This window comes from Mangrovihabitans endophyticus (genome assembly GCF_014646155.1).
Taxonomy (GTDB): domain Bacteria; phylum Actinomycetota; class Actinomycetes; order Mycobacteriales; family Micromonosporaceae; genus Actinoplanes; species Actinoplanes endophyticus.
Genome location: NZ_BMMX01000001.1, coordinates 208,625 through 235,620, shown reverse-complemented (window position 1 = coordinate 235,620; position 26,996 = coordinate 208,625). Strand labels below are relative to the sequence as shown.

At 72.8% G+C, this 26,996-nt stretch carries 24 protein-coding genes; 15 read left to right on the top strand and 9 right to left on the bottom strand.

The window, feature by feature from the left end:
• A partial coding sequence (locus IEY73_RS01005; protein ID WP_189077096.1) for an acyltransferase family protein occupies positions 1-1,197 on the top strand: 1,197 nt, incomplete at its 5' end.
• A gap of 371 nt (positions 1,198-1,568) precedes the next feature.
• Here IEY73_RS01005 and IEY73_RS01000 read toward each other — a convergent pair.
• Genes IEY73_RS01000 through IEY73_RS00990 form a run of 3 tightly spaced genes read right to left on the bottom strand, consistent with a single transcriptional unit; the run spans position 1,569 to position 4,727 of the window.
• Entirely contained in the window at positions 1,569-2,519 is a 951-nt protein-coding gene (locus IEY73_RS01000; protein WP_189077095.1) for a 26S proteasome regulatory subunit RPN10, read from the bottom strand.
• The gene (locus tag IEY73_RS00995) at positions 2,516-3,529 is read right to left on the bottom strand and encodes a DUF58 domain-containing protein (protein ID WP_189077094.1); all 1,014 of its coding nucleotides are present in this window, start codon (positions 3,527-3,529) and stop codon (positions 2,516-2,518) included. Before IEY73_RS00995 ends, IEY73_RS01000 begins: the two co-directional genes overlap by 4 nt.
• A 49-nt stretch (positions 3,530-3,578) precedes the next feature.
• The gene (locus IEY73_RS00990) at positions 3,579-4,727 is read right to left on the bottom strand and encodes an AAA family ATPase (RefSeq protein WP_189077093.1); all 1,149 of its coding nucleotides are present in this window, start codon (positions 4,725-4,727) and stop codon (positions 3,579-3,581) included.
• A gap of 452 nt (positions 4,728-5,179) precedes the next feature.
• On the opposite strand from IEY73_RS00990, the gene IEY73_RS00985 reads away from it, so the two are divergent.
• The 4 genes from IEY73_RS00985 (at position 5,180) to IEY73_RS00970 (ending at position 7,775) form a co-directional block, all read left to right on the top strand.
• Positions 5,180-5,437 (top strand): hypothetical protein, encoded by a 258-nt coding sequence (locus IEY73_RS00985; RefSeq protein WP_189077092.1) that lies wholly within the window; start codon positions 5,180-5,182, stop codon positions 5,435-5,437.
• Between the two features lie 10 nt (positions 5,438-5,447).
• Positions 5,448-5,948, top strand: coding sequence for a PH domain-containing protein (locus tag IEY73_RS00980; protein ID WP_229715317.1), 501 nt, complete (start codon positions 5,448-5,450; stop codon positions 5,946-5,948).
• Positions 5,945-7,318, top strand: coding sequence for a PH domain-containing protein (locus IEY73_RS00975; protein ID WP_229715316.1), 1,374 nt, complete (start codon positions 5,945-5,947; stop codon positions 7,316-7,318). Before IEY73_RS00980 ends, IEY73_RS00975 begins: the two co-directional genes overlap by 4 nt.
• Positions 7,319-7,382: 64 nt before the next feature.
• Positions 7,383-7,775, top strand: a complete 393-nt coding sequence (locus tag IEY73_RS00970) for a thioesterase family protein (protein WP_189077090.1) — start codon at positions 7,383-7,385, stop codon at positions 7,773-7,775.
• A gap of 19 nt (positions 7,776-7,794) precedes the next feature.
• Here the strand turns inward: IEY73_RS00970 and IEY73_RS00965 are convergent, their stop codons facing one another.
• Positions 7,795-8,733, bottom strand: coding sequence for a carbohydrate kinase family protein (locus IEY73_RS00965; RefSeq protein ID WP_189077089.1), 939 nt, complete (start codon positions 8,731-8,733; stop codon positions 7,795-7,797).
• A gap of 159 nt (positions 8,734-8,892) precedes the next feature.
• Between IEY73_RS00965 and IEY73_RS00960 the strand changes: the two genes are divergently transcribed.
• Complete coding sequence (locus IEY73_RS00960; protein WP_189077088.1) at positions 8,893-10,380, top strand: aminopeptidase P family protein; 1,488 nt, start codon at positions 8,893-8,895, stop codon at positions 10,378-10,380.
• 34 nt (positions 10,381-10,414) lie between these two features.
• On the opposite strand, the gene pulA is transcribed toward IEY73_RS00960, so the two are convergent.
• Positions 10,415-13,714, bottom strand: a complete 3,300-nt coding sequence (gene pulA / locus IEY73_RS00955; protein ID WP_229715314.1) for a pullulanase-type alpha-1,6-glucosidase — start codon at positions 13,712-13,714, stop codon at positions 10,415-10,417.
• Between the two features lie 95 nt (positions 13,715-13,809).
• Positions 13,810-14,199, bottom strand: coding sequence for a DUF6841 family protein (locus IEY73_RS00950; protein ID WP_189077087.1), 390 nt, complete (start codon positions 14,197-14,199; stop codon positions 13,810-13,812).
• 257 nt (positions 14,200-14,456) lie between these two features.
• Between IEY73_RS00950 and acnA the strand changes: the two genes are divergently transcribed.
• Together acnA and IEY73_RS00940 are read left to right on the top strand one after the other, a co-directional pair.
• Positions 14,457-17,231: an aconitate hydratase AcnA gene (gene acnA, locus IEY73_RS00945; protein WP_189077086.1), complete on the top strand. Its 2,775-nt coding sequence runs from the start codon at positions 14,457-14,459 to the stop codon at positions 17,229-17,231.
• Between the two features lie 98 nt (positions 17,232-17,329).
• Entirely contained in the window at positions 17,330-17,575 is a 246-nt protein-coding gene (locus IEY73_RS00940) for a DUF2630 family protein (protein ID WP_189077085.1), read from the top strand.
• Positions 17,576-17,622: 47 nt separating this feature from the next.
• On the opposite strand, the gene IEY73_RS00935 is transcribed toward IEY73_RS00940, so the two are convergent.
• Together IEY73_RS00935 and IEY73_RS00930 are read right to left on the bottom strand one after the other, a co-directional pair.
• Positions 17,623-18,510: a serine protein kinase RIO gene (locus tag IEY73_RS00935; protein WP_229715506.1), complete on the bottom strand. Its 888-nt coding sequence runs from the start codon at positions 18,508-18,510 to the stop codon at positions 17,623-17,625.
• A gap of 396 nt (positions 18,511-18,906) precedes the next feature.
• Positions 18,907-19,554 (bottom strand): HAD family hydrolase, encoded by a 648-nt coding sequence (locus IEY73_RS00930; RefSeq protein WP_189077083.1) that lies wholly within the window; start codon positions 19,552-19,554, stop codon positions 18,907-18,909.
• A 165-nt stretch (positions 19,555-19,719) separates the two neighbouring features.
• Between IEY73_RS00930 and IEY73_RS00925 the strand changes: the two genes are divergently transcribed.
• From IEY73_RS00925 to mug, 7 genes are all read left to right on the top strand, one after another.
• Positions 19,720-20,292 carry a TetR/AcrR family transcriptional regulator gene (locus tag IEY73_RS00925; RefSeq protein ID WP_189077082.1) on the top strand — a complete coding sequence of 191 codons (573 nt, stop codon included), beginning with the start codon at positions 19,720-19,722 and terminating at the stop codon, positions 20,290-20,292.
• Between the two features lie 193 nt (positions 20,293-20,485).
• The gene (locus tag IEY73_RS00920) at positions 20,486-21,382 is read left to right on the top strand and encodes a TIGR04222 domain-containing membrane protein (RefSeq protein WP_189077081.1); all 897 of its coding nucleotides are present in this window, start codon (positions 20,486-20,488) and stop codon (positions 21,380-21,382) included.
• On the top strand, positions 21,379-22,206 hold the full coding sequence (locus IEY73_RS00915) for an MbnB/TglH/ChrH family RiPP precursor modification enzyme (protein ID WP_189077080.1): 828 nt from the start codon (positions 21,379-21,381) through the stop codon (positions 22,204-22,206). Before IEY73_RS00920 ends, IEY73_RS00915 begins: the two co-directional genes overlap by 4 nt.
• Positions 22,203-22,751: an SCO6045 C-terminal-like domain-containing protein gene (locus IEY73_RS00910; RefSeq protein ID WP_229715313.1), complete on the top strand. Its 549-nt coding sequence runs from the start codon at positions 22,203-22,205 to the stop codon at positions 22,749-22,751. The genes IEY73_RS00915 and IEY73_RS00910 overlap by 4 nt, the downstream gene beginning before the upstream one ends.
• 6 nt (positions 22,752-22,757) lie before the next feature.
• The gene (locus tag IEY73_RS00905) at positions 22,758-23,498 is read left to right on the top strand and encodes an SDR family oxidoreductase (protein WP_189077079.1); all 741 of its coding nucleotides are present in this window, start codon (positions 22,758-22,760) and stop codon (positions 23,496-23,498) included.
• Positions 23,499-23,520: 22 nt separating this feature from the next.
• Positions 23,521-24,282, top strand: coding sequence for an SDR family oxidoreductase (locus tag IEY73_RS00900; protein WP_189077078.1), 762 nt, complete (start codon positions 23,521-23,523; stop codon positions 24,280-24,282).
• A complete protein-coding gene (gene mug / locus IEY73_RS00895; RefSeq protein ID WP_189077077.1) occupies positions 24,279-24,860 on the top strand; it encodes a G/U mismatch-specific DNA glycosylase in 582 nt (193 codons plus the stop codon). The genes IEY73_RS00900 and mug overlap by 4 nt, the downstream gene beginning before the upstream one ends.
• A gap of 167 nt (positions 24,861-25,027) precedes the next feature.
• Here the strand turns inward: mug and IEY73_RS00890 are convergent, their stop codons facing one another.
• Entirely contained in the window at positions 25,028-26,962 is a 1,935-nt protein-coding gene (locus tag IEY73_RS00890; RefSeq protein ID WP_189077076.1) for an ABC transporter ATP-binding protein, read from the bottom strand.
• Between the last annotated feature and the right edge of the window lie 34 nt (positions 26,963-26,996).

Below are 26,996 nucleotides of genomic sequence, written 5' to 3'. Positions count from 1 at the left end.
GCGCGGTGGCGTCCCAGCCGGATCGCCGGCGCGGTGACCGACGTCGCGGCGCGGGACCGCTCCGTCGACGCGGTTCGCGCCCTCGCCATCGCCGGCGTGGTCACCGGGCATTGGCTGGTCACCGCGCTGGTGACCGGCCCGGACGGCACGTGGCGCAGCGCCAGCCCGCTGTCGCGGATGCCGGAACTCGCGCCGCTGACCTGGGTGTGTCAGACGCTGGGCCTCTTCTTCTTCGCGGCCGGATTCGCCGCGGCCCGGCGCCCCGGCGCACAGCCGCCACACCGCCCCGCCGCACAGCCGCCACACCGCCCCGCCGCACAGCCGCGACGGCGCCCCGGCGCGGGCCCGGCATGGTCCCCGCGGACCACCCGGCTGCTCAGGCCGGCGGCCGTGGTGCTCGGCTGCTGGTGCGCCGCGCTGGCGGTCGGCGCCGTCGCCGGAGTCCCGGCGGGCACCCTGCGCACCCTCGCCACGCTGGTGGTGAGCCCGCTGTGGTTCCTCCTGCCGTACGCGATCCTGGGCGCCCTGACCGGTCCGGCCGCGCGACTGGTCGACCGGTTCGGCCCGGCCGCCGTCGCACCGAGCGTCGCGGTGGTGGCCGCGACCGACGCCGGAGTGCTCCCCGGATGGCTCGCCGTCGCGGCGGCGTGGTCGGTGCCGTGGATGCTGGGCATCGCCCTGGCCCGTGGGCGGCTGCACCGAAGGCATGCGGTCGCGGCGCTGACCGGCGGGGCCACCACGATGGCCGTGCTGATGGTGGCCGGCGGCTACCCGGTCAGCGCGGTCGGCGTGCCCGGCGCGGGACGGTCCAATCTCGACCCGCCGTCGCTGTGCACCGTCGCGCTGGCAACCGTCCAGATCGGCCTGTTCGCGCTCGCCCGGCCGCGGCTCCTCGCTCGGCCGTGGACGCCGGCCGTGCAACGCGCCGTCGCCGCGCTCAACCGGCACGCACCGGCGATCTACCTCACCCATCAGAGTGCGCTGCTCGTCGTGGTCGCGGTCGCCGTCGCCGCGACCGGCGGGGCGGCACCGGGGCTGCTCGACGCCCCGGACGGAGCCGGCTGGGTGGCCGCCCGAATCGCCTGGATGCCGGTGCTGGCCACGACGCTCGCGCTCCTCGCCCGACCGCTCACCCGATTGGATGACACGCGACGCGGGGCGGGCACCGGCGTTTGTCACACGACCGTCAAGGAGTAGGATGCGACGCGGCTCTGATGCCACTGAGACTGCATGCCCGCCCACGACCGACGGAGGTGATCGCTGTGCGAGATAGCGATCCTCCTAGTCGTGGCCGGGCCGCACGTCGGCGCCCCTGAGGCCCGACGCACCCTCCACTCCCCCGCCACCCGGACGTCACGGTTCGGGCCGGTCGTGTGCGCCGCGACCATTGCGCGAGGGGATCCGGCCACGACGTGACGCGCGCTTCCTCCGTCAGTCACCACCGGAATGAGGCTCATCATGCGCCGTTACGTGGCTCCGCTCAGCTTCACCATCGCCGCCTGCTGGGTGGTCGTCCTTTTCGTCCTGGCACACAGCACGCCGTGACCGTCACCGGCGGGCGGGCCTGGTCACGGCAGGCGTGACGTCCACAGCAGACTCATGCCGGCGGCGGCCAGGCCCAGCAGCAACGCCACTCCCGCGTACCACTGCGTGACCTCGCGCGGCTCGACCCGGTGACCGATCGAGGAGCCCATGTCCTCGTACACCTTCTTGAGCTCGCCGACCGACGCCGCCTGGTAGAAGTACCCCTTCGTGGCATCCGCCATCTTCTGCAACGAAAGCCGGTCCACCGGCACCCGCTGCAACTGCCCGCGGATGTCCACCACCCCGTTGTCGGTGCCGAAGGCAATGGTGGACACCGGAACGTTGGCCGCCGCCGCCGCGGCGGACGCATCCTCGACCGAGCGGCCCGAGGTGCGATAGCCGTCGGACAGCAGCACGATCCGGGCCGGCGGCGCACCTTCCGCCCCGTCCGCGGGCACCGTGCGGATGGCGTCCAGGGCGGTGAACACCGCCTCGCCGGTGGCAGTGGCCTCCTGCAGGGTCAGGCTGTTGATCCCGGCGATCACCGCCGACCGGTCCTTGGTCGGTGAGACCAGCACGTTCGCCGCCTTCGCGAAGGACACCAGTCCCAGGTTGTAGGTCGGCGGCAGTTCCTCCACGAACGACCGCGCCGCCTCCTGCGCCGCCTCGATCCGGTTCGGTTGTACGTCATCCGCCTCCATCGACAGCGACACGTCGATGGCCAGCATCACGGTGGCCCGCTCCAACGGCTGCTCCCGATCCACCGAGGGACGCGCCATCGCCGTACCCAGGGTGAACAGGCTGAGCAGGAAGGCGCCCGCCGCGGCATGCCGGCGCCAGCCCAACCCGCGCGGCGCCAGCGTGCGCAACAGGTCGACGTTGGTGAACTTCATCGCGTGCTGGCGGCGACGGAACTGCCGCCACACGTACGCGCCAGCCATGAGCAGCACCGGTATCAACGCGAGCAGCCACCACGGCTGCAGGAAACGGATCATCGGGTGGTCCCCCGGGTGCGTGCGTGTCGTTGTGCGGCGACGAAGCGGACGATGTCGAGCAGCCAGTCGGTGTCGGTGCGCAGCCGCAGATGCGCGGCGCCCGCCGAGCGCAGCGCGCCCGCGATGCCGGCGCGCTGCCGGCCGGCCGCTTCAGCGTAACGCCGACGCAGTTCCGGGTCGGAGGTCTGCACCTCGTGCAGCGCGCCGGTCTCCGGGTCGGCGAGCGAGAGCACACCAACGTCGGGGAGTTCCAGCTCCCGAGGGTCCACCACCTCGACGGCGAGCACGTCGTGGCGCACCGCGAGCTTGCGCACCGGCCGCGCCCAGGAGTCCACCGGCGCCAGGAAGTCGGAGATGACCACCGCCACCCCGCGACGCCGGGGCGGGCGGTTCAGCATGTCGATCAGAGCGCCGAGGTCGGTGCGGCCGGGCCGGATGTGGGTGCGCGCGATCGCCCGCAACAACCCTTGCGCCTCCTTGCGCCCCGGCCGGGCGGGCAGCCGGACCACCGGCGGTTGCCGGTCCGGCGCCGCGGCCGCAGCCGCGCGCCGACGGCGCCAGAATCCGGTCGGCGTCTCCTGCGACGCGCCCGAACCGGTGCCGACCACGGCGCCGATGCGATTGCCGCCACGCACCGTGAGATGGGCGACCGCGGTGGCGGCGGCGATCACCAGATCGCGCTTCAACCATCGGGCGGTGCCGAAGTCCAGGCTCGCGGACAGATCCACGGCCAGCCAGGTCTCCAGCTCGCGGTCGGCCACCGTGCGCCGCACATGCGGCAGCGTGGTGCGCGCGGTCACCGGCCAGTCCATCCGGCGCACGTCGTCGCCGGGGCGGTACTCCCGCGACTCGCCCGCCTCGCTGCCGGGGCCGGGCAGCAGACCGACGTAATCGCCCTGCAGCAGCCCGTCCAGCTTGCGCGTGACCAACAGTTGCAGGCGGGACAGCACCGCTTCGGCCCGGGCGTTCTCCGCGCTGGGCAGCGGGGCGGAAAGGCCGGCCTGGCTCACCGTCGCACCGTCACCAGCGGCCCGGGAGGCGCCGTGTGGCGTGGCGCCATCATGAGGCCGGCCAGACGGCGGGGGTGTTCGGCTGCGGCGGGAACGGTCCCGCCGGCACACCGCTGGTGGGCGCGCCCTGCCCGTTCCCGGACGGCGGGCCGCTGGGGCCGGGAACGCCCTGGCGGGGTGACACCGAGGGCATCGGGACGCTTTGCATGACCCGCGCCACCACGTGGTCGGCCGGAATGTCGTCGGCCAGCGCGTCGTAGCTCAGCACCAGCCGGTGGCGCAGAATGTCCGGCGCGATGTCCTGCAGATCCTGCGGCAGGGCATAGTCGCGGCCGCGCAGCAGGGCCAGCGCCCGGGTGGCGCGGACGATGCCCAGCGAGGCGCGCGGGCTCGCGCCGTACTGGATGAGCTGTGCCACGTCGGGCATGCCGTGCTGCGCCGGCGCGCGGGTGGCCAGCACCAGCCGCACCGTGTAGTCCACCAGCGCGTTGTGCACGAAGACCTGGTCCGCGCGGCGCTGCAGGGCGAGCAACTCGGCCGGGTTCAACACGGTCTGCGGCTCCGGCGCGCTGACGCCCATCCGGTAGACGATCTCCCGTTCCTCCGCATCCGTCGGGTAACCCACCAGGATCTTCATGAGGAAGCGGTCCCGCTGCGCCTCCGGCAGCGGATAGACCCCCTCCTGTTCGATCGGGTTCTGGGTGGCCATCACCAGGAACGGGTCGGGCACCTCATGCGTCTCGCCACCGATCGACACCTGGTGCTCGGCCATCACCTCGAGCAGGGCCGACTGCACCTTGGCGGGCGCGCGGTTGATCTCATCGGCGAGCAGGAAGTTGACGAAGACCGGGCCGAGCTCGACGTCGAACTTCTCGCTGGACTGGCGATAGATCCGGGTGCCGACGATGTCGGCGGGGACTAGGTCGGGAGTGAACTGCACCCGTGAGAACGTGCCACCGACGACGCGCGCCATGGTCTCCACGGCCAGCGTCTTCGCCACGCCGGGCACGCCCTCCAGCAGGCAGTGACCGCGCGCCAGAAGCGCCACAAACATCCGCTCGACGAGCCTGTCCTGGCCCACGATCACCCGCTTGACCTCGAACATCGCGCGCTCAAGCTGAGTCGCGTCCTGTGCCGGGGTCACGGGCGGCGCGCCCGCGGAGCTGGTCTCGGTCTCAGGTGTGGTCGGCTGGGCCACCGGTCCTCCACAGCAGTGTCGTGTCACGCCGGCGCAAACTGCCGACGCTCAAGACTTACACGACCCGCCTGACAGTTCCCTGCCGGAGTCGTCATACGCGCCGATACTTTCGCATCCGCGACGATCCGGATACCGCGACCCGGGGCGCGCAAGGGGCGCCTCGGCGGAACGGACACCGGCTCGCCACGGCCGTACCACCCGGTCGCTCCGCTCGCCCGGGGACGCTGCCCGCGCCGCCACCCGGGCATGGGACGTCGTGTCGATCTTCCTCCGCGATCCGGAGGAACGACCGGCCGCACGGGTGGACGAAAGGGGCATGCGCCCGTGTAAAATTCGGGGGGTCGCCGGGCGGCTTCCCCCGTGGCCGCCCGGCGCTCGACTTCTCCCGTCATCCCGGCCCCGACGCGGCTCCGCCGACCCGGGGGCGCACCGGGGCCGTAGTCTTGGTCAGCGTGGCCGAGGACATCGTCGTGCAGTGCAGCGCCAAGGGTTGCCGTGCGCCCGCCTCCTGGCAGCTCCGCTGGAACAACCCCAAGCTGCACACGCCCGAGCGCCGCAAGACCTGGCTCGCCTGCGACGCGCACCGTGAGCGGCTCGGTGACTTCCTCGACGTGCGCGGCTTCCTCCGCGAGGTGACACCGTTCCCGGATGTGCCACCCGCAAGCGAGGCGTCACCGTACCCGACAGCGCCCGACGCATCGATCTCCTAGGCTGACACAGGTGACTCCCGTGCCCAGTGCCCTCGAGCCCTGGCCCGATGCCGTCCACTGGCGTCCGGTCTCCGCCAAGCTGATCACAGTGGAGCTCTTGGCGCGCGCCGTCTCCTTCGTCGTGATGCTCATCGTTCTCATCGGCGGCTGGGCCCTGCAAGGGCACTGGCTGTGGCCCACCGGCATCGCCGTTCTGGTGGTGTTCACCGTTTGGCGGTCAGTGGTCACCGTGCGCGCGGTGCGCGCCTGGGGCTATGCCGAGCGCGACCACGACCTGCTGGTCCGGCACGGCTTGCTGGTCCGCAAGCTGTCCATCGTCCCGTACGCGCGAATGCAGTACGTGGATGTCACCGCCGGACCGATCGAGCGCGTGTTCGGGCTGGCCACCGTCCAATTGCACACCGCCGCCGCGGCCAGCGACGCACGGGTGCCCGGACTGCCACCCGCCGAGGCGGCGCGGCTGCGCGACCGGCTGACCGCCCTCGGCGAGGATCGGGCCGAAGGGCTGTGACGCCGCCCGGTCTCCCGCCCGCGGCCGAGGAGCCCCGCCGGCGGCTGCATCCGCTGAGCCCGCTGCTGCACGGTTTCAAGACCCTGGCGGTCATCGTCGCCGCGTTGTCCTGGCAGACCCTGTCCCAGGTGGGGCTAGAACGCTTCGCCCTGGTGGTCGCCGTCGTCACGGTCGGTGCGGTGGTCTTCTCGGTGATCGGCTGGCTGAACACCGGGTACCACGTGGTCGGCAAGGAGCTGCGGATTCAGGATGGCCTGCTGTGGCAGCGCAACCGGGCGATCCCGTTGGAACGGCTGCAGGCCGTCGAGCTGCGCCGACCGCTGCTCGCCCAGCTCACCGGGCTGGCCGAGTTGCGCTTGGAAGTGGTCGGCGGCAGCAAGACCGAGGCGCCGCTGGCGTACCTGACCGTCCGCGACGCCGCCGCTCTGCGGGAACGGCTGCTGGCCCTGGCCGGCCAGGCCGCCGCGGACGACCCGGCGGCACCGTCGTCGCCGGCCGTGCCGGAGCAAGCGTTGCTCCGCGTGGCCAATCGCGATCTGCTGATCAGCCAGTTGCTCACTCCGCAGGCGTTCTTCCTGCCGGTCGGCGTCGCCTTCGTGATCACCCAGACGGTGCTGGAGGCGACCTGGTCGTTCGTCGGCATCGCCAGCACCGTCACCGCCATGGCCGGTGTGCTGCTGCAACCGGTGCGGCGGGTGTTGCAGGACTGGGATTTCCGGCTGGCCCGCGACGGCGGCGGACGGCTGGTGGTGCGTTACGGACTGCTGGAGACCCGCAGCCAGGTGGTGCCCCTGCACCGGGTGCAGTCGGTCCGGGTGACCTGGCCGCTGCTCTGGCGCGGCATGCGGTGGCTGCATCTGCGGCTGGACATCGCCGGGTACGCCGGGCCGCAGAACGGCGCCGACAAGCGCTCGGACCGGCTGCTGCCGGTGGGCGACAACGACACCGGACGGGCGCTGGTCTGGGACGTGCTGCCCGGCGCCGACCTGGCCGCGCTGCCCACCTCCCCGCCGCCGGCACGGGCCCGCTGGTTGCACCCGTTCGCCGTCCGCCGCCTGGGCGCCGGGCTGGGGCCGGAGGTGTTCGTGGTGCGCTGGGGGCTGCTGACGCGGGAACTGCACCTGGTGCCGTACGCGCGGCTGCAGAGCGTGCGCGTGGTGCAGGGACCGGTGCAGCGGGTGCTGCGGCTGGCCACGGTCTACGGCGACGCGGCCGGCGGCCGGTCGATCGCCGCCCGCGACCGGGACCTGGGCGAGGCGTGGCTGCTGGCACAGCAGCTTGCCGTCCGGGCCCGGCTGGCGCGCACCCCGGAGCCGCTGACCCGCAACGTGGTGGCCGATTCGCCCGATGTGGCGCACACCCCGGAATGACCGGACCACGACCGAGGCGTCGCGCACCGTTCTGACGTACACGTGACCGGCCTAAGCTGAGCCGATGGAGCTTCCGGAGTTCGCACCCGGCCTGAGCGCCCGTGTGGAGCTGACCGTGACCGACGCCGACACCGCTCAGTCCCTCGGCTCCGGTGACGTGCCGGTGCTGGGCACCCCGCGGGCCCTCGCCCTGGCCGAGGCGGCCACCGTGGCGGCGACCAGCCGCCTGTTGCCCACCGGGGTGACCACGGTGGGCACCCGCGCCGAGATCGAGCACAAGGCCCCGACCCCGGTCGGCGGTCATGTCACGGCCACCGCGACGCTCGCCAAGCGGGACGGCAAGCGTCTGGTGTTCGAGGTGGTCCTGCGTGACGGTGCGGACGTCGTCGCGGAGGTGCGGGTGGAACGCGTGCTGCTCGACCGGCAGCGGTTCATCTCGTCCGCCCTGGGGGCCTGACCGCGCGACCCGCAGGGGCTCACACCAGCGCGCCCCACCGCGCGATCAGCTCCTGGTTCGTCGGCATGGCCACCGCGCCGCCCGGCCGCTCGCAGACCAGCCCGGCCACGGCCAGCGCGAACCGCACGTACGGCTGCCAGCCGGCCAGGTCCGCCGGGCGCCCATCGGCCAGCAGCCGGCTGATCAGCGCGCCCATCACCGAGTCGCCCGCGCCGGTGGCGTCCACCGCGGTGACCGCGGGCGCGGGCAGCATCGCCGCACCGTCCGGCGTCGCCGTGTACGCGCCCCGGGCGCCGCAGGTGACCACCACGCTCCGCGCGCCGGTGCCCAGGATGTGGTCCGCGGCGGCTTCCGGCGTCGCGCCGTCGTACAGCACCTCGGCGTCCGCCGAACTGAGCTTGACCAGGTCGGCGGTGGCGCAGAACTCGTCCGCGAGCGCGCGCAGCGCGGCCACCGCCGCGGCGTCCGGGAGCAGGGTGGGCCGCGCGTTGGGGTCGAAGACCCGCACCGGTCCGGGCACCGCCCACGCGGCGCGCGCCGCCGACCGGAACGGTTCGCGCAACAGGCTGATCGACCCGGCGTAGAGCACGTCGGCGCCGCCGACCAGCCCGGTGTCCACGTCGGCGGGCTCCAGCAACGCGTACGACGGCGGCTCGCCGTAGAAGGTGAAGGTGGGCTCGGCGCCCTCGAAGGTGGTGACCGCCAGCGTCGTGGGCACCGGTACCCGCTTCACGCCCAGCGTCCCGACGCCCACCCCGCGCAGCATCTGCGCGATCCGGTCGCCGAGCACATCGCTGCCGAGCGAGCCGACGAACCGCACGTCGCCGCCCAGCCGGGTGGCGCCGACCGCCACGTTCAGCGGCGCCCCGCCGATCGCCTGACGGTAGATCAGCTCACCGCCGGTGGTCTGCTCCAGCAGGTCGACCAGCGATTCCCCGAGCACCACCGCGTAGCCCATGCCGACTCCCTCATCTCCGCGCCTTGCGACTCTCGCCGTCAGCCTCGCCGCCGCCCGCGGCGAACACCAGTTCCGGTTGCCCGGAACATACCTGCACCGGCCGTGGGCCGGGCCGAAAAGGTAACGTCAGCGGGGAGCGTCGCGACGGGAGGGTTCATCATGGCGGAGCAGGAGGACGTCGGGTCCGCGCAGCAGGCCACGTCCCAGACCCGGACGGAAACGCACGACCCGGACTTTCCGGAGGCGTTTCTCCAGTTCATGCGCCAGGGATGGCGGGACGACGCGCTGCCGGTGTCGCCCCTGCCGCAGGCACCCCATTTCGCCAAGCGGCGGGCTGCCCTGTCCGACGCCTTCCCCGGCGAGACGCTTGTCGTGCCGACCGGGCGCGAGAAGGTCCGCGCCAACGACACCGACTACCCGTTCCGGCCGGGCAGCGACTTCGCCTACCTGACCGGCGACCACGACCCGGACGGCGTGCTGCTGCTGCGCCCGTCCGGCTCCGGCCACGACGCGGTGCTGTACACCCGTCAGCGCAACTCCAAGGACACCGACGCGTTCTTCCGCAGCCGCAACGGCGAACTCTGGGTCGGCCGCACGCACACCCTGGCGGAGAAGTCGACCGAGCTGGGCATCGAGACCGCGCCGCTGGAGGACCTGGACGCCGCCCTGGCCGACTGCGCCGCCGCGCGGACCCGGGTGCTGCGCGGGTTCGATCCGGCCGTGGACCGCGGCGTGTTGCCGTACGAGCCGTCCGCGGAGTCCGGCCGCGACCGCGAGTTGGCCCGGGTGATCTCCGAGCTGAAGCTGGTCAAGGACGAATGGGAGATCGCCCAGTTGCAGGAGGCGATCGATGCCACGGTCCGCGGGTTCGAGGACGTGGCGCGCGTGCTGCCGGCCGACCGCGGCGTGCCGGAGCGGCTGCTGGAGGGCGTGTTCGGCCTGCGGGCGCGCACCGACGGCAACGACGTCGGATATGGCTCCATCGTCGGCGCCGGGGCGCACGCCACGATCCTGCACTGGGTGCGCAACACCGGCGTCACCCGGCCGGGCGAGCTGCTGCTGATGGACATGGGTGTCGAGGGCAACGCGCTGTACACCGCGGACGTCACCCGGACGCTGCCGGTCTCCGGATCGTTCAGCCCGTTGCAGCGCCAGGTGTACGACATCGTGTACGCCTCGCAGCAGGCCGGCATGGACGCCGTCCGGCCCGGCGTGGTCTTCAAGGACGTGCACGAGGTGTGCATGCGGGTGCTGGCCGAGGGACTGAACGATCTGGGACTGCTGCCGGTGAGCGTCGACGAGGCCATGTCCAAGGAGTCCACCGTCTACCGGCGCTGGACGCTGCACGGCTTCGGGCACATGCTCGGCATCGACGTGCACGACTGCAGCCACGCCCGGAAGGAGTCCTACCGGGAGGGCCCGCTGCGGGAGGGGTACGTGCTGACCGTCGAGCCCGGCCTCTACTTCCAGCCCGAGGACGACCTCGTCCCGGAGGAACTGCGCGGCATCGGCATCCGCATCGAGGATGACGTGGTGGTCACCGGCGACGGCTGCCGCAACCTGTCCGCCGGGCTTCCGCGGGCCGCCGCGGACGTGGAGACCTGGATGGCGGAGCAGCGCGCGGCGGGTCCCCGGCTGCCGCGGTAGCCGACCCACCGACCCGGAGGCCCGGCCCGGCGGCTCAGGCCACGAACACGGCCACCGACCGGGCCGGCACGGTGAGGGTGCCGGTGGCCGCGTCCGCCGACGCGGTGCGCAGCACCGGATCCGCCGAGGTCACCAGCTCCGGGTGCAACCGCAGATCGAGGCCGGCCAGTGACGCCACGGTCGGCGAGACCGCGTCCTGCGTGGCGTTGAACACCACCACGAGCCGCTGCGCTCCCCCGTCGGCTTCGGCGCCGCTCAGGCCGGTGGCGTCCAGGCACATGACGATCACGCCGGGCGTCTCGCCCGGCCCGCCCAGCGGGAACGTGACCCGCCGCTGCACCTCCTCGGCGGTGGGCAGCCCGAAGACCGGCGAATCCCGGCGGATGCGCAGCATCTCGCGGTAGCGTTCGGCGGCCATCTCCACCACCTCCGGCGGCGGCACCAGCGCCGGGTCGGCCAGCAGCGGAGCGGCGCGCGGCCACTGCTCGGCGTTGTCCGGCGCCGGCGGCAGGCCCAGCCCGAAACCGTTGCCCTGGGCCGGGTCCCAGCGGATCTGGTTGAACCAGTCCCCGGAGTTGTACGAGTTGCGGTCCAGTGACTTGGAGCGCAGCCGTTCGCTGCCCAGCGCCAGGAAGCCGACGCCCTGGCCGAACACCACCAGGGACAGCGCGAGGATCTGCATCCGGGCCCGGTCCGCGGGTGCGGTGTCCGGGGGCAGCTTGTAGGCCAGCGCGTCGTACAGGATCTCGTTGTCGTGCGCGTCCACATAGTTGACCGTCTCGCCGGGTGACGCCGCGTACCCGCTGGGCGAGCCGTGGTAGTCGATCTCGGCGCCCGCTCGTTCCTGGCCGGTGTGGGTGGTGAAGCGGTACGCGGACAGGCCGCCGGCCAGCCCCACCTTTATCGCGTCGTGCACGGCGAGCGGGGTCGCGGCGCCCAGCCCGCTGGCGAATCCGGGCACGGTGGGGTCGCCGAAGGACCCGCCGCCGCGCGCCGCGTCGCGCAGCCGGTCGTTGAAGGTGCCGACGCCGGTGCCCGCCATGTTGCCCTGGGTGGCCTGAGCGAACCGCGCATCCGAGGCGACCTCGCCGAAGTTCCAGCCCTCTCCGTACAGGTAGACGTCGCGCCCGGCGACGCCGTCCTCCTCGCGCGTGAGGTGGTCCAGGGCGACGCGGACCTCCAGGATGTTGGCCCGCGGGTGGTGTCCCATCAGGTCGAAGCGGAAACCGTCCACCTTGTAGTCGCGGGCCCAGGTCACCACCGAGTCGACCACCAGGCGCCCCATCATGGCGTGCTCGGGTGCGGTGTTCGAGCAACATGTCGACTCGGCCACGGAGCCGTCGGCGAGCAGCCGGTGGTAATAGCCGGGCACGATCCGGTCGAGGACGCTGAACGGGGCCAGCCCGTCGGCCATGGTGTGGTTGTAGACCACGTCCATCACCACGCGCAGGCCCGCCCGCGCCAGCGCGGCCACCATCGCCCGGAATTCCCGGATGCGCGCCGGGCCGGACGGTTCGACGGCGAGGCTGCCCTCCGGGGCGGTGTAGTGCCACGGGTCGTATCCCCAGTTGAAGCCGTCGGTGTCGGCCACCGCCAGGACCGCGGCCTGCTGGCGCGGCGAGTCCGGCGGCAGGGCGGCCAGATCGCAGGCGGGCACCGCCTGGTCGGCGCGCCGGTCGGGCGCGGTCGCGAAGTCCGCCGCGGGCAGCAGGTGCAGGTGGGTCAGCCCGGCGTCGGCCAGCGAGCGCAGGTGCCGCATGCCGGCCGAACCGGCCTCGGTGAACGCGAGATAGGTGCCGCGGCGCTCGGCCGGCACGGACACGTCGAAGACGGAGAACTCCCGCACCGACACCTCGGCGATCTGCATCCGGGCCGCGGCCACCGGCGGCGGCTTGGCCAGGGTGTCCCAGCCGGGCGGGCGGAGCGCCGGGTCGGCCAGATCGACCAGCAGGCTGTGGGTGGAGTCGACGGCCAGGCCGACCGAGTACGGGTCGGTCACCGACGTCGTCACGATCCGCTGGGCGGCCGGGTGCCACACCTCGACCCGGTAGCGGTAGCAGCCGCCCAACCAGGCGGTCTCGCCCCCGATCGACCACACCCCGGTCACCGCGTCGCGGCTCATCGGCAGCAGGCGCGGCTCGTCGCCGGGTGCCCGGAAGAGTTCCAGCGTCACGGCGCGGGCGGTGGGCGCCCACACCGCCAGCGCCGGCCGGCCGTCCTCGTCCAGGGTGAGGCCGAGGTCCGCGTCCACCGCCTCGGCGTGCAGATCGTCGAGCACCCCGGGGATCTGGATTCCGGTCAGCAGCACCGTCCGTCCCCGCGCGTCCCGGCCGTGCACCAGCATCTGGCCACGTAGCAGGTCGCTGAGTGCCGCGTCGCCGCGTTCCGGCACCGAGAAGGCCCGATAGCCGCGCAGGTGCGGGTAGCGGCGGATCTGCGCCTGGAACAGGCCGCCGGGCCGCGGCGTGAGCGGCAGCGTGACCGGCGCCCCGGACAGGTCGGTGTCGCGCCGCAGGCCGCCGTCGGGCGCGGCCACCACCGTGAGCGTCGCCACGGCGCCGCTCACGTCCGCGGGCACCGCGACGGTGGTCCGGTCGAGGAACACCGCCAGCGCCCGCGCCGGGTCCAGGGCCGGTCCGAGCGTGCGCAGGTCCGGTCGCACCGGCGCCGGGTCGCCCGCGCTCAGCCACACCTCGCGGACCGCCGACAGGTCGAGTCGCTGGTCGTCCGGCAGGTCCTTGGTGTCGCCGCGGTGCACCACATATCGCAGCCCCACCGCGTCCGGGCGCACCGGCACCCGGAAGATCACGCCGAAGTCGTCGAAACCGGCGGGCATCAGCGGATGACGCCACTGCGGCTTCACCGGCGTGCCCTCCCAGGCGTGCACGCCCCAGCCGTCGTAGTCCCCGTCCGGGCGCCGGTAATGGATCACCACGGTGTCCGCGGGCACCGGAGCGGGCGCGGTCGGCGCCTCGGACCCGATCTCCGCCTCCCCAGCCCGCAACCAGATCTCCGGCGTGACCGACGGGTCCACGTACCGGTCCTGCGGCACGTCCTTGCCGCCCCGGCCGTCGACGACCAGGAAGCCGACCCGGCGCGCGTCCTCGGCCAGCCGCACCCACGCGAACCGTCCGTGCGCGTCCTCGCCGTCGAACCGGTGACCGGCCGGATAGTCGGTCACCGCGTGCGGCGCCACGTCGCCCCAGACGTGCAGCGCCCGGTCCGCCGCGGCATCGGCCGGGTAGTGCACGATCAGCCAGCACGGGCGGGCGTCGTCCGGGTCGCCGCGCCGGGTGCCGGTGCGGCCGGTCGTGGTGATCTCCGGTGCAGTCACCGGGCCATCCTCGCACCGGTGCGGGCCGATGTCCTGGCCAACGGCCTCTGCGTGATCCGTCACGCTCCCCGGCCGGTGCGGCTCGGGGCCACGGTTCAGTGCGTCGCGATGACGGTGGTGATGCGCGGCCCGTCGGCGTCGGAACGCAGCAGGTAGCGGTAGCGCTCACCGGGCACCGCGTTGCCGGCGCTGTCCAGGTATTCCCACTCCACCGCCACCATCGCCAGCGCCTTGCTGAGATGCTGCACCTCGCGAAGCTGCGCGTTGGCGGCGACGATCTGCTGTTCCCGGTACGCCGGTGCGGCGCCCAGGAAGGAGAGGGCGACCGCAGCCGGCGAGGTGAAGGTGAAGCTGTAGGAGTCCGCGACGACCATGCCCGGCAGCGCGTAGCAGCCGGCCACCGCGGTGACGTCGCCCCGGGTCAGTGCGGACCCGTAGCGGTCGAAGAAGTCCGTGAGGTCATCGAGATCCGTGGGTGCCTTCACGAGACGCAGTCTGCCCGGTGCGCCGACGCGGAAAACGTGTTTTCCGGCGAACGACACCACAAAGGCTGACATCGCTTCCGGCCGGTGCGAGCCGCTTGCGCGCCATAGCAAGACGGACGTACGGTTTACAAGTTGCCGGCCGTCGGGCGCACGACGCCACCGGCGATGGTTAGGTGCGCCTCACACGGGCACGCACGTCACGGGTGCGAAAGACTGCTGAGGACTACTCACGGTCGCTTGGGCGGGAAGGAGATGACGTGGCCAGTCTCGACACCTTCGGTGCGAAGAGCGAACTGCGCGTCCAGGACGCGAGCTACGAGATATTCACGATCGACAAGGTGCAGGGGCACGAACGGCTGCCCTACTCCTTGAAGGTGCTGCTGGAGAACCTGTTGCGCACGGAGGACGGCGCGAACATCACCGCCGACCACATCCGGGCCCTGGGCGGCTGGGATGCCACCGCCGATCCGAGCGTGGAGATCCAGTTCACCCCGGCCCGGGTGCTCATGCAGGACTTCACCGGCGTGCCGTGCGTGGTCGACCTGGCCACCATGCGCGAGGCCGTGCGGGACCTCGGCGGCGACCCGGCGAAGGTCAACCCGCTCGCCCCCGCGGAGTTGGTGATCGACCACTCGGTCATCGCCGACCTGTTCGGCCGCGAGGATGCCTTCGCCCGCAACGTGGAACTGGAATACCAGCGCAACCACGAGCGCTACCAGTTCCTGCGCTGGGGCCAAAGCGCCTTCAACGAGTTCAAGGTCGTGCCCCCGGGCACCGGCATCGTGCACCAGGTCAACATCGAATACCTGGCCCGATCGATCATGGCGCGGGACGGGCAGGCGTACCCGGACACCGTGGTGGGCACCGACTCGCACACCACCATGGTCAACGGCCTGGGCGTGCTCGGCTGGGGCGTGGGCGGCATCGAGGCCGAGGCCGCGATGCTCGGCCAGCCGGTCAGCATGCTGATTCCGCGGGTGGTCGGCTTCAAGCTGTCCGGCTCGATGCCGGCCGGCACCACCGCGACCGACCTGGTGCTGACCATCACCGAGATGCTGCGCGAGCACGGCGTGGTCGGCAAGTTCGTGGAGTTCTACGGTCCCGGCGTGAGCGCCGTGCCGCTGGCCAACCGGGCCACCATCGGCAACATGTCGCCGGAGTACGGCTCCACCGTGGCGATCTTCCCGATCGACCCGGAGACCATCAAATACCTCCAGCTCACCGGCCGCAGCGAGGAGCAGGTGGCACTGGTCGAGGCGTACGCCAAGCGGCAGGGTCTGTGGCTGGACCCGGACGCCGAGCCGGACTACTCGGAGAAGCTGGAACTGGACCTGTCCACCATCGTCCCGTCGCTGGCCGGCCCGAAGCGTCCGCAGGACCGGGTGCCGCTGCACGCGGCCAAGCCGATGTTCCGCGACGCGCTGACCGGTTACGTCGACGATAACGGCCCGGCCGACGAGGCCAGCGAGGAGTCGTTCCCGGCTTCCGACTCACCGGCCAACCACACCGACTCCCCGGCTGACAAGCCGCACGCCCTGGACAGCGCCGCGAACGGTGCCGACGGCCGAGTCTCCAAGCCGACCCGGGTCACCGACGAGAACGGCACCGAGTTCGAGCTCGACCACGGCGCCGTGGTGATCGCCGCGATCACGTCCTGCACGAACACCTCCAACCCGCAGGTGATGATCGGCGCCGCGTTGCTGGCGCGCAACGCGGTGGAGCGCGGGCTGGCCCGCAAGCCCTGGGTGAAGACCACGCTCGCGCCCGGCTCCAAGGTGGTCATGGACTACTACGAGCGGGCCGGCCTCACGCCCTACCTGGACAAGCTCGGCTTCAACCTGGTCGGGTACGGCTGCACCACCTGCATCGGCAACTCCGGCCCGCTGCCCGAGGCCATCTCGGCCGCGGTCAACGAGTCCGACCTGACCGCCGTCTCGGTGCTCTCCGGCAACCGCAATTTCGAGGGCCGGATCAACCCCGATGTGAAGATGAACTACCTCGCCTCGCCCCCGCTGGTGGTGGCGTACGCGCTGGCCGGCTCGATGGACATCGACATCACCACCGAGCCGCTGGGCACCGGTGCGGACGGCAAGCCGGTCTACCTGTCCGAGATCTGGCCCAGCGCCAAGGAGATCGACGACGTCATCGCCGCCGCGATCGGGGCCACCGGCTTCAACGCGGCCTACTCCGACGTGTTCGCCGGGGATGAGCAGTGGCGGTCACTGCCCACGCCGACCGGCGACACGTTCGCCTGGGACGGCGAGTCGACGTACGTGCGCAAGCCACCGTACTTCGACGGCATGGCCGCCGAGCCGGAGCCGGTGCGGGACATCTCCGGCGCGCGGGTGCTGGCCAAGCTGGGCGACTCGGTCACCACCGACCACATCTCACCGGCCGGCGCGATCAAGCCGGACTCCCCCGCCGGGCAATACCTGGCCGGGCACGGCGTGGCCCGGCACGAGTTCAACTCGTACGGGTCGCGGCGCGGCAACCACGAGGTGATGATCCGCGGCACGTTCGCCAACATCCGGCTGCGCAACCAGTTGGTGCCGGGCGTCGAGGGCGGCTACACGGTCAACCATCTGACCGGCGAGCAGGCGAGCATCTACGACGCCTCGATGGCGTACCAGGAGGCGGGCGTGCCGCTGGTGATCCTGGCCGGCAAGGAATACGGCTCCGGATCGTCGCGCGACTGGGCGGCCAAGGGCACCATGCTCCTCGGCGTGCGGGCGGTGCTCGCCGAGTCGTACGAGCGGATCCACCGCTCGAACCTGATCGGCATGGGCGTGCTGCCGTTGCAGTTCCCGGCGAAGGCCAGCGCGGAGTCGCTGGGTCTGACCGGCGGCGAGACGTTCAGCATCACCGGCGTCACCGGGCTCAACGACGGTGACATCCCGGCGACCGTCACGGTGCGCACCGACACCGGCGTCGAGTTCGACGCCGACCTGCGCATCGACACCCCGGGCGAGGCCGACTACTACCGGCACGGCGGCATCCTGCAGTACGTGCTGCGCAAGATGCTGGCCGGCTGATCCGGCACCGGCCCGTCCCGCCCCGTCGCCCGCCCCGGGCGGCGGGGCGGCGTGCGTACCGGCCGGGTTGCCGCCGCGCCGGGCATAGGCTCTCAATCATGGACGACGAGACAGTGCTGAGCCGGATCAACGGCCTGGTGGACGAGGAACACAAGCTGCGCCAGCGGATCGGCCGCGGCGAGATCTCCAGCGACGATGAGCGCGGACGCCTCAGGGAACTGGAGGAGGCCCTGGACCAGTGCTGGGACCTGCTGCGCCGGCGCCGGGCGGCCCGCGAGGTGGGCAACGACCCGGACGGCGAGCGGGCGCACAGCACCAGCGAGGTGGAGGGGTACCTGCAGTGACCCGGTGGTCCGCGCCCGCACCTGCGCCGCGGACCACCTCGGCACCTCTATCGCAGGCCCGCCTCCGCGCGCAGCCGTTCCGCCAGCCCGTCGACGTCGATCGTCTCCGGCGGCACGCCGCGGGCCGCGAACCAGGCCGCCACGGTGCGCACGTCCCGGTCGAGGAACTCGGCGCCCCGCGGATTGGCGATCACGTCCACGATCTGCGGCAGGTCGATCAGCACCAGCCGCCCGCCGCACACCAGGGTGTTGTAGGGCGACAGGTCGCCGTGCGCCACCTGGGCTCGGGCCAGCGTCGACAGCGCGTCCACCATCTGCCGCCACAGGTCGGCGTACCCGGCGGGATCGGTGCGCACCTGTGCGAGCCGGGGCGCGGCCACCCCGGTCTGCCAGTCGCCGATGAACTCCAGCATCAGCTCGGTGCCGAGCAACTGCACCGGGTACGGCACCCGGACCAGACCGGTCTCCGCACCGATCCGCCACAGGCGGCCGAGGGCATCGAACTCGGCCGCGGCCCATTGGCCCGCGATCAGCTCCTTGCCGTACGCGGTACGCCGGGTCATCGCGCGCATCTCGCGGGATCGGCGTACCCGCCGCCCCTCCAGATAGCCGGCATCGCGGTGGAACATGCGGTGCCCGCCGTCGCGATAGCGCTTAGCGGCCAGCATGCTCACCTCCCCGGTGCCGGGCAGGTGCCGGCGCACCAGGAAGACATCGGCTTCCTTGCCGGTCTTCACCACGCCGAGTTCGGTGTCCACCGCGCCGGCCTCGGTGCGGACCCAGTCCGGACGGGGGTCCGGCCCGTGCAGCGACCCCTCCCATGTGGACCATTCGGTGCCGGGCGGTGGCGTGTCGAGACCGGCGGGCGAGGCGGCATCGGCACCGCTCGGGTGCGGCCCCTCGAACGATGCCGCGGGAACGCGTCCGCGGGTCAGGTGATGCGGTTCGTCGTCGTCGAACCGGCGGCGGCCACGGCGTTGCCGGGCCCGGCCGTCGTCGAAGCCGTCGTCGTAGCCGTCGTCACGGCTGTCGTCGGGGTGCTTGCGCACGGGAGAGTCTCCTCGGAGATCGGGAAGCAGGGAACGAGACGCGGAATGCCGGGCACGGCAAAGACGGCAGCCATCGGTCCTCACCCCCTTCTCGTCCTCCGAGACGACTCGCGCTCGGGATGCGCGGTGGTCGTGATGCGCGGTGTCGTGATGCGCGGTGGTCGTGGTGAACTGTGGTCGTGATGCACTGTGGTCGTGGCAGCCCGGGCGGCGCAACCGATTTCCGTCGCGGCCCGGCCCCGACCGACGGCCCCAACCGACGGCCCCGACCGACGGCCGCGGCTATCGGGTGGCCATCACCGCGGAGATCCCCTGGATCACGTTGCCCACCACGCGGGTCGGCGCGTACCGCTGGTCCACCCACTCGCGTCCGCGGTGCAGCCACACGCTGGGCAGGCCCATGGCGGCCGCGCCGCCGATGTCCGCCTCCGGGCTGTCGCCGACCACCCAGGCACCGCCGAGCCGCATGCGCACCCGTTGCGCGGCCAGCGCAAAGATCCGCGGATTCGGCTTGCTGACGCCCTCCCGGCCGGAGATGACCCAGTCCGCCACGCACCGGTCCAGCCCGGTGCGCCGGATCCGGGTCTCCTGCCGCTCCTGCGGCCCGTTGGTGACCACCACCGGCACCCATCCGGCGTCGCCGGCGATCTGCAACGCGCACGCCACCAGCGGATCCAGCCGCTCATAGGCCAGCGGGCCCTCGTGCAGTTCCTCCAGCAGGTCGATGGACGGCACGTTCAGTTGATAACGTTCCCGGATGGCGTCGGCCAGGTCCCAGCGCGACGTCAAGCCGTCGGCGTCCACCGACAGCAACCAGTCCAGATCCTCCGCCGGCGCCCGGATCTCGTCCAGGAAACCCTTGGCCCACAGCCGGAATGCACCGCTGCGGTCCAGCAGGGTGTCATCCAGAGCCAGGAAGACGAGAGGCACCAAAGCACCTTACGCGAGCGCGAGTGACAGCCGACAGCCCAGAACTGTTAACAGACCATAGGCGAGATGGTCGATTTCGCATCATCCGATCGGCGCGTCGTCCGGGCGGATGCAAGCCGTACGTACGGATTGCAACCTCCGGAACCGTCATGCCACGATCGACGCGTGCCCAGGGTAAGCCAGGACCAGCTCGACGCCCGCCGCCACGAGATCCTCGCGGCGGCCCGCGGTGCCTTCGCCCGGTTCGGCTATGAGGGTGCCACGGTGCGCCGTCTGGAGGACGCCACCGGCCTGTCCCGCGGCGCGATTTTCCACCATTTCCGCGACAAGGACTCGCTGTTCCTCGCCGTCGCCGAGGACGACGCGGCCACCATGGTCGCCACCGTCGCTCGGCACGGCCTCGTCCAGGTGATGCGGGACATGCTGGCGCGAGCGGAGAGCCCGGACACCACCGGATGGCTCGGCAGCCAGCTTGAGGTGTCCCGTCGGCTGCGCACCGACCCGGCCTTCGCGCAGCGCTGGGCGGAACGCTCCGCCGCCATCGCCGAGGCGACCCGCGACCGGCTGCGCCGTCAGCGCGACGCCGGTGTGCTGCGCGCGGACGTGCCGGTCGAGGTGCTCGCGCAGTTCCTGGAGCTGGCCTACGACGGCATGGTGCTGCACCTGGCCACCGGACGGCCGCCCGGCGAGCTGAACCGCGTCCTGGACGTGGTCGAGGGCGCGGTCCGCCGGGGCTGAACCCGGCCCCTGCGCCCGGCCCCGCTGCCCGGCCGCGCTGTCCGGCCGCGCTGTCCGACCGCGCCGCCCGACCGCGCCGCCCGACCGCGCCGCCCGACGCGGCGCCCGACCCCGCCCGGCGCGTGCTGCCGGGCCCCGTTGCGCGGACCGTGGACACTTAAGAGCCCATCGAGACACAGCACCGGAGGCGGCGATGGCGCTCTCGGCTTCTGGCGACACCTGGGGCGTTTCCGGCCCCGACTTCCTGGCGTTCTACGGCGCCGCCATCGTGGCGGTCGCGATCCTGGCCGCGGTGCACCGCCGCAGGCTGCTCGCCGGTGGCAGCCCGGACGCGGTCGGCCGGCTCGGCCCGCAACAGGTCGCCCATCTCACCGGCGGCGACCGGCTGGCCGTCTACTCCGCGCTCGGCGGCCTGCGCGCGGCCGGTGCCATCGAAAGCGCCCCGGACAAGACGCTGCGCCCCACCGGCCCGTTGCCCGCCGGGGTGACGCCGCTGGACACCGCGGTCTACAACGCGGCGGGGCGCCGCATCCGCGCCCGGGACCTGGCGGCCGACGAATGGGTGCGCTCGGCCCTGCAACAACTGCGCGACGGCCTGCAGGCGTCCGGCCTGGTGGCCAGCCCGGAACGGTTGCGGGTGGCGCGGCTGTGGGGCCTCGCCGCGATCGCCGTGGGACTGCTCGGCGTCGCGCGGGTGATCGCCGGGACATCCAACGGCAAGCCGGTCGGGTTCCTCGTTCCGCTGACCTTCATGGCGTTCCTGCTGGCGCTGTTCCTGCTGCGCCGCGGTGGCGCCGCGACCCGCGCCGCCACCAAGGGGCTGGCCGACCTGCGCCGGCGACACCAGCACCTCGCTCCACGGCAGTCGCCGGCGTACGCGACCTATGGCGCCGCCGGTGCCGCCCTGGGCGTCGCGCTGTTCGGCGCCGCGTCGCTGTACAGCATGGACCCGGCCTTCGCCGCGGAGGCGGAGATCCACCGCGCCACCGGGAGCCTGTCCGGCGGCGACGCGTCGTCCGCGTCCTGCAGCAGCGGGAGCTCCTGTGGCGGGGGCAGTTCCTGCGGCGGGGGCGGGGGCTGCGGCGGATGACGGCCGCCCGCACCCCGTACGGCGTGGGGATCGGCTGGCGTCCGGAGATCGCCGGATTCGTGGCCGGCCTGCCCGGTCTGCGCTTCGCCGAGGTGGTCGCCGAGTCCGTGCCGGACGACGGCGAACTGCCCGCCGGGCTGGACGACCTGCTGGGCCGGGGCGTCGCCGTGGTGCCGCACGGGGTGCGGCTGTCGCTGGGCGGGGCCGAGCCGGTGCAGCCCGAGCGGATCGACCATCTGGCCCGCGCCGCGGCCCGGTTGCACGCCCCGCTGGTCAGCGAGCACATCGCCTTCGTGCGGGCGGCCGGGGTGGAGGCCGGTCACCTGCTGCCGCTGCCGCGCACGTGGGAAGCGATCGACGCGGTCGTGGCCAACGTGCGCCGGACCCGGGAGCGGTTGCCGGTGCCGCTGGCGCTGGAACCGATCGCGGCGATCTTCGACTGGCCCGATGACGAGCTCGACGAGGGCGCCTTCCTCACCGAGATCCTGGAACGCACCGACGCCCTGCTGTTGCTGGACGTGGCGAACGTCTACGCCAACGCGGTGAACCGCGGCACCGACCCCGCCGCGCTGCTCGACGAGATTCCGCTGGAACGCGTCGCCTATGTGCACGTCGCCGGTGGAGCCGAACACGACGGCGTCTACCACGACACGCACACCGACGCGGTGCCGCGGGCCGTGCTCGACCTGGTGACGCAGTTGTGCGAGCGCCACCGCCCACCCGCGCTGATGCTCGAACGCGACGGCGCCTACCCGCCCGCCGCGGCGCTGCGTGCCGAGCTGGACGCGATCGCCGCCGCCTCCGGATTCGTCGCCGTCACATGAGCGATCTCACCCCGGCTGGGCGCGGCGCCACCGGTGTCCCGGACCCCGCCACCGGCCGCCCCGCCCGGGCCGGCGGTGCGCAGGCCCGACCCGGCCTGGCCGCGCGCCAGGCCGCCCTGGTCGATGCGCTGACCCGCGGCGCGCCGGTGCCCGCGGGCTTCGACGCCCGGCGCGTCGAGATCGCCCGCGTCGCCCTGCTGCGCAAGCGCGCCGGGGAGGTGGCCCGGCACTGGCCGATGATGGCGGCCGGGCTCGGCCCCGGCTGGTTGCCCGCGTTCTCCGCCTGGGCCGCGGCCCGGCCCACCCGCGGATCGCTGCGCGACGGCTGGGACTTGGCGCGGGAACTGCTGGCCCGGCGCACGCTGCCGGAGATGGCCGCGCCGGAACTGGCCGTGCGGGAGGCAACCCTGCGGTACGACATCGGCGGTCTCCGCCCCCGCCGGGCACCGGCCGTGCGCCGCGTCGCCGGGTCGGTGGCCGTTCAAGCGGCGGGCCGCGTGACGGTGTTCCGGGTGCCCGAGCGCCCGGCAGGCCGGACGAGGTAGGCACGGATGCCGGGATCGGCGCTGGTGACCGGGGCCTCCCGGGGACTGGGTGCGCACATCGCACGCCGGCTGGCCCGCGACGGCTGGCCGGTCGCGGTGAACTATCTGCCCGACCCGGAGGGCGCCGAGCGGGTCGTCGCCGAGATCGGCGTGGAGGGCGGCCGGGCGGCGATGTACCGCGCCGACGCCACCGAGGAATCCGAGGTCGCCGCCCTGGTCGCCGCGGTCGCCGCGGATCTCGGACCGGTGCGGGTGCTGGTGCCCAACGCGACCGGCCCGCAACCGGCCCTCGATGCGCTCGACGTCACCTGGCAAGACCATCTGAATCAACTGACCTTCTTCGTCAAGAGCCCGACCCTGCTGATGCGGGCCACCGTGCCGGGCATGCGCCGGATGGGCAGCGGCCGGATCATCCAGATCGGATCGGACATGGTCGAGCGGGCCATCCCCGGCATGTCGGCCTACAGCGCGGCCAAGGCGGCACAGATCTCGCTGACGCGCACGTGGGCGCGGGAACTCGGCCCGCTCGGCATCACCGTGAACGTGGTCGCCCCCGGATGGATCCCGGTGGAACGGCACGCCGACGCGGACCCGGCGCAGCTCGCCGCCTATATGGCGGACGTTCCGCTCGCCCGGATGGGCACGCCCGGCGAGGTGGCCGACGTGGTGGCCTTCCTGGCCTCGGACGGAGCGCGCTTCATCACCGGCGAGCGCATCACCGTGAACGGCGGCCACACCATCGACTGAACCGCCACTAGGCTCGGGTCTTATGGATCTGGGTCTGGCGGGTCGTGTCTTCGTCCTCACCGGCGCTTCCCGGGGTCTCGGGTTCGCCACCGCGCAGGCGCTGGTCGCCGACGGCGCGCGGGTCGTGGTCTCGTCGCGGGACAGGGATCGGGTCGACGAGGCGGTGGCCGAGCTGGGCGGCGACGCGCACGCCGCCGGGGCGGCGCTCGACCTCGCCGACCCGGCCACGCCCCGAGAGCTGGCGGATCTGGCCGTCGAGCGGTTCGGGCGGTTGGACGGGGCGCTGATCTCGGTCGGTGGACCGACCCCCGGCACCGCCGCCGAGATGAGCGACGAGCAGTGGCGGGACGCGTTCGAGACGGTCTTCCTCGGTTCGGTCCGCGCCGCGCGCACGTTCGCGTCGCGGATGCCCGAGGGCGGCGCGGTGGCGCTCGTGCTGTCCACCTCGGCGCGGGCGCCGATCGCCGGGCTGGGCCTGTCCAACGGCCTGCGGCCCGGCCTGGCCGGGGTGGTCAAGGACATGGCCGACGAGTACGGCGCGCGCAACGTTCGGTTCCTGAGCCTGCTGCCGGGCCGTGTGATGACCGACCGCAACCGCGAGTTGTTCGAGGCCACCGGCGACCCGACGGCCGCCGCCGCGGAGGCCGCCGCGGCCATCCCGCTGGGCCGGCTGGGCGAGCCCGCGGAGTTCGGCCGGGTGGCGGCCTTCGTTCTGTCGCCCGCGGCAAGTTACCTGTCCGGGGTGATGGTCCCGGTCGACGGCGGCGCCATGCGCAGCCTGTGACGCCTCCTCCCCCGGCCGCGCGGGACGGCGGCGTGCGGCGGCCCAGCCGCGCCGAGCTGGCGGGCGCGGCCGGCGGAACCATCGCCGACGTGGGCGGCCCCGGGCTGCGCGTGCTGTTCTGCGGCATCAACCCGAGCCTCTACTCGGCGGCGACCGGCTGGCACTTCGCCCGGCCCGGAAACCGGTTCTGGCCGGCGCTGCATCGCTCCGGCTTCACCGAGCGGCTGCTGCATCCCAGCGAGCAGGCCGAGTTGCCGGCCCGCGGGCTGGGCGTGACGAACGTGGTGGCTCGGGCCACCGCACGTGCCGATGAGCTCGCCCCGGCCGAGCTGGTCGCCGGTGGCGTGGTCCTCGCCGAGCTGGTCGGCCGGTGGCGGCCACGGATCGTGGCGGTGCTGGGCGTCACGGCGTACCGCGCCGCTTTCGGCCGGCCGCGGGCGGCGATCGGCCGGCAGGAGCACGTCATCGCCGGGTCGCCGGTGTGGGTGCTGCCCAACCCGAGCGGCCTGAACGCGGCATGGCAGCTCGACCGGCTCGCCGGCGAATTCGCCCGCCTGCGCGCCGCCGCCGGACAGTGAACCCGCACACCGCCGGCCGCCGGCCGCCGGGGAGTGAACCGGGCGAAACCGTTGCCACCCTGATGCGGTGCGGCCTGAGCCAGGGCGTCGGCGGGGGTATCGCTCTGGACGGCGTTATCGGCCATCGTCGGGTCACGGATGCATACCGGGCGCGCTGAGCCGCGGCTTCAGGGTTCGATCGTGGTCGACGGGACCGTGAGGATCTCGACGTTCTCCGCCATCGGCGCGGGGCTGTCGGCCACCGCGAACTGGGTGCGGTAGAGCTCGGCGTAAAGCCCGTGCGCGGCGACCAGGTCCGCATGCCGGCCGCGCTCCACGATGCGGCCCTCGTCCAGCACCAGGATCTGGTCGGCGTCGCGGACCGTGGACAGCCGGTGGGCGATCACCAAGGCCGTGCGTCCCTGCAGCGCGACCGACAGCGCACGCTGCACGGCGGCCTCGGACTCGCTGTCCAGGTGCGCGGTGGCCTCGTCGAGGATGACGATCGACGGGTGCTTGAGCAGCAGCCGTGCGATGGCGATGCGCTGTTTCTCGCCGCCGGAGAAACGGTATCCACGTTCCCCCACGATGGTGTCCAGGCCGTCCGGCAGCGACCTGATCAGTTCGGCCACCTGCGCCCCGCGCAGCGCCTCCCACATCTGTTCCTCGGTGGCGTCCGGCCGCGCGTATCGCAGGTTCTCCGCGATCGTCTCGTGGAACAGATGCGAGTCCTGGGTGACCACCCCGATGGTGTCGCGCAGCGAGTCCAGTGTCGCGTCCCGGACGTCCACGTCGCCCACCAGGACCGCCCCGGAGGTCACGTCGTAGACCCGCGAGACGAGCATGGAGGTGGTCGACTTGCCGGCTCCGGACGGCCCGACCAGCGCCACCATCTGCCCCGGCTCGACGGTGAAGTCGACGCCGCGCAGCACCGGGGCGTTCTCGGTGCGGTCGAGCGTGGTGACGTCTTCCAGGGTGGCCAGCGAGACCTCATCCGCGCTGGGGTAGCGGAAGTGCACGTCGCGGAATTCCAGCCGGCCGGCGCCGGGCGTGATGTCCCGCGCATCCGGCTTCTCCTCGATGCCGGGGCGCAGATCGACCACCTCGAAGACCCGGTCGAACGACACCAGCGCGCTCATCACGTCGACCCGGACGTTGCTCAGCGCGGTGAGTGGGCCGTACAGCCGTGTCAGCAGCAGCGCGAGGGTGACCACGGTGCCCGCGGTGACGCTGCCGGTGACCGCCAGCCAGCCGCCCAGACCATAGGTCAGCGCCTGTGCCAGCGAGGCCACGAGCAGCATGGCGACGAAGAACGTGCGCGAGTACATCGCCTGCTGCACGCCGATGTCGCGGACCCGGGCGGCGCGCTCGCCGAAGCGCTGCGCCTCCGCCTCCGGGCGCCCGAACAGCTTGACCAGCAACGCCCCGGAGACGTTGAAGCGCTCCGTCATGGTGGCGTTCATCTTCGCGTCGAGGTTGTAGGACTCGCGGGTGATCTCGGCCAGCCGCTTGCCCACCCGGCGCGCCGGGATCACGAACAGCGGCAGCATCACCAGCGACAGCACGGTGATCTGCCAGGACAGGGTGAACATCACGGCCGCGGTCAGCACCAACTGGATGACGTTGCTGACCACGCCGGACAGCGTCGACGTGAAGGCGCGCTGGGCGCCGGTCACGTCGTTGTTCAGCCGGCTCACCAGGGCGCCCGTCTGGGTGCGGGTGAAGAACTGCAGCGGCATCCGCTGGACGTGGTCGTAGACCAGGGTCCGCAGGTCGAGGATGATGCCCTCGCCGATGCGCGCGGAGTACCACCGCTGGGCCAGCGACAGGAAGGCGTCGGCCACCGCGAGCGCGCCGATCAGCAACGCGAGCCTGATCACCAGGGACGCCGCGTCGGCGCCCCCGCCGGTGATCGCGTTGACCACATGACCCGCCAGGACCGGCGTGGCCACCCCGATCCCGGCCGCGATCACGACGGTGACCAGGAACACCGCGATGTCGCGCCGGTAGGGCCGGGCAAAGGCGGCGATGCGCCTGGTGGTGCCCGGACTGATCTTGTGCTGGGTGACCCGCTCCTGATCACGGATCGCCCGCAACATCATCCAATTCGAACCGGCCGACATGTTCACCTCCCGACGACAGACCCCAGTCTGCCCC

Excerpts from the sequence above, each read along its gene's own strand:
- IEY73_RS00915 (WP_189077080.1), top strand. The coding sequence starts at position 21,379 with ATGACGGCCGCCCGCACCCCGTACGGCGTGGGGATCGGCTGGCGTCCG.
- IEY73_RS00905 (WP_189077079.1), top strand. The coding sequence starts at position 22,758 with ATGCCGGGATCGGCGCTGGTGACCGGGGCCTCCCGGGGACTGGGTGCG.
- IEY73_RS00960 (WP_189077088.1), top strand. The coding sequence starts at position 8,893 with ATGGCGGAGCAGGAGGACGTCGGGTCCGCGCAGCAGGCCACGTCCCAG.
- IEY73_RS01000 (WP_189077095.1), bottom strand. The coding sequence starts at position 2,519 with ATGATCCGTTTCCTGCAGCCGTGGTGGCTGCTCGCGTTGATACCGGTG.
- IEY73_RS00890 (WP_189077076.1), bottom strand. The coding sequence starts at position 26,962 with ATGTCGGCCGGTTCGAATTGGATGATGTTGCGGGCGATCCGTGATCAG.
- IEY73_RS00965 (WP_189077089.1), bottom strand. The coding sequence starts at position 8,733 with ATGGGCTACGCGGTGGTGCTCGGGGAATCGCTGGTCGACCTGCTGGAG.
- IEY73_RS00920 (WP_189077081.1), top strand. The coding sequence starts at position 20,486 with ATGGCGCTCTCGGCTTCTGGCGACACCTGGGGCGTTTCCGGCCCCGAC.
- IEY73_RS00940 (WP_189077085.1), top strand. The coding sequence starts at position 17,330 with ATGGACGACGAGACAGTGCTGAGCCGGATCAACGGCCTGGTGGACGAG.
- IEY73_RS00900 (WP_189077078.1), top strand. The coding sequence starts at position 23,521 with ATGGATCTGGGTCTGGCGGGTCGTGTCTTCGTCCTCACCGGCGCTTCC.
- IEY73_RS00910 (WP_229715313.1), top strand. The coding sequence starts at position 22,203 with ATGAGCGATCTCACCCCGGCTGGGCGCGGCGCCACCGGTGTCCCGGAC.
- IEY73_RS00970 (WP_189077090.1), top strand. The coding sequence starts at position 7,383 with ATGGAGCTTCCGGAGTTCGCACCCGGCCTGAGCGCCCGTGTGGAGCTG.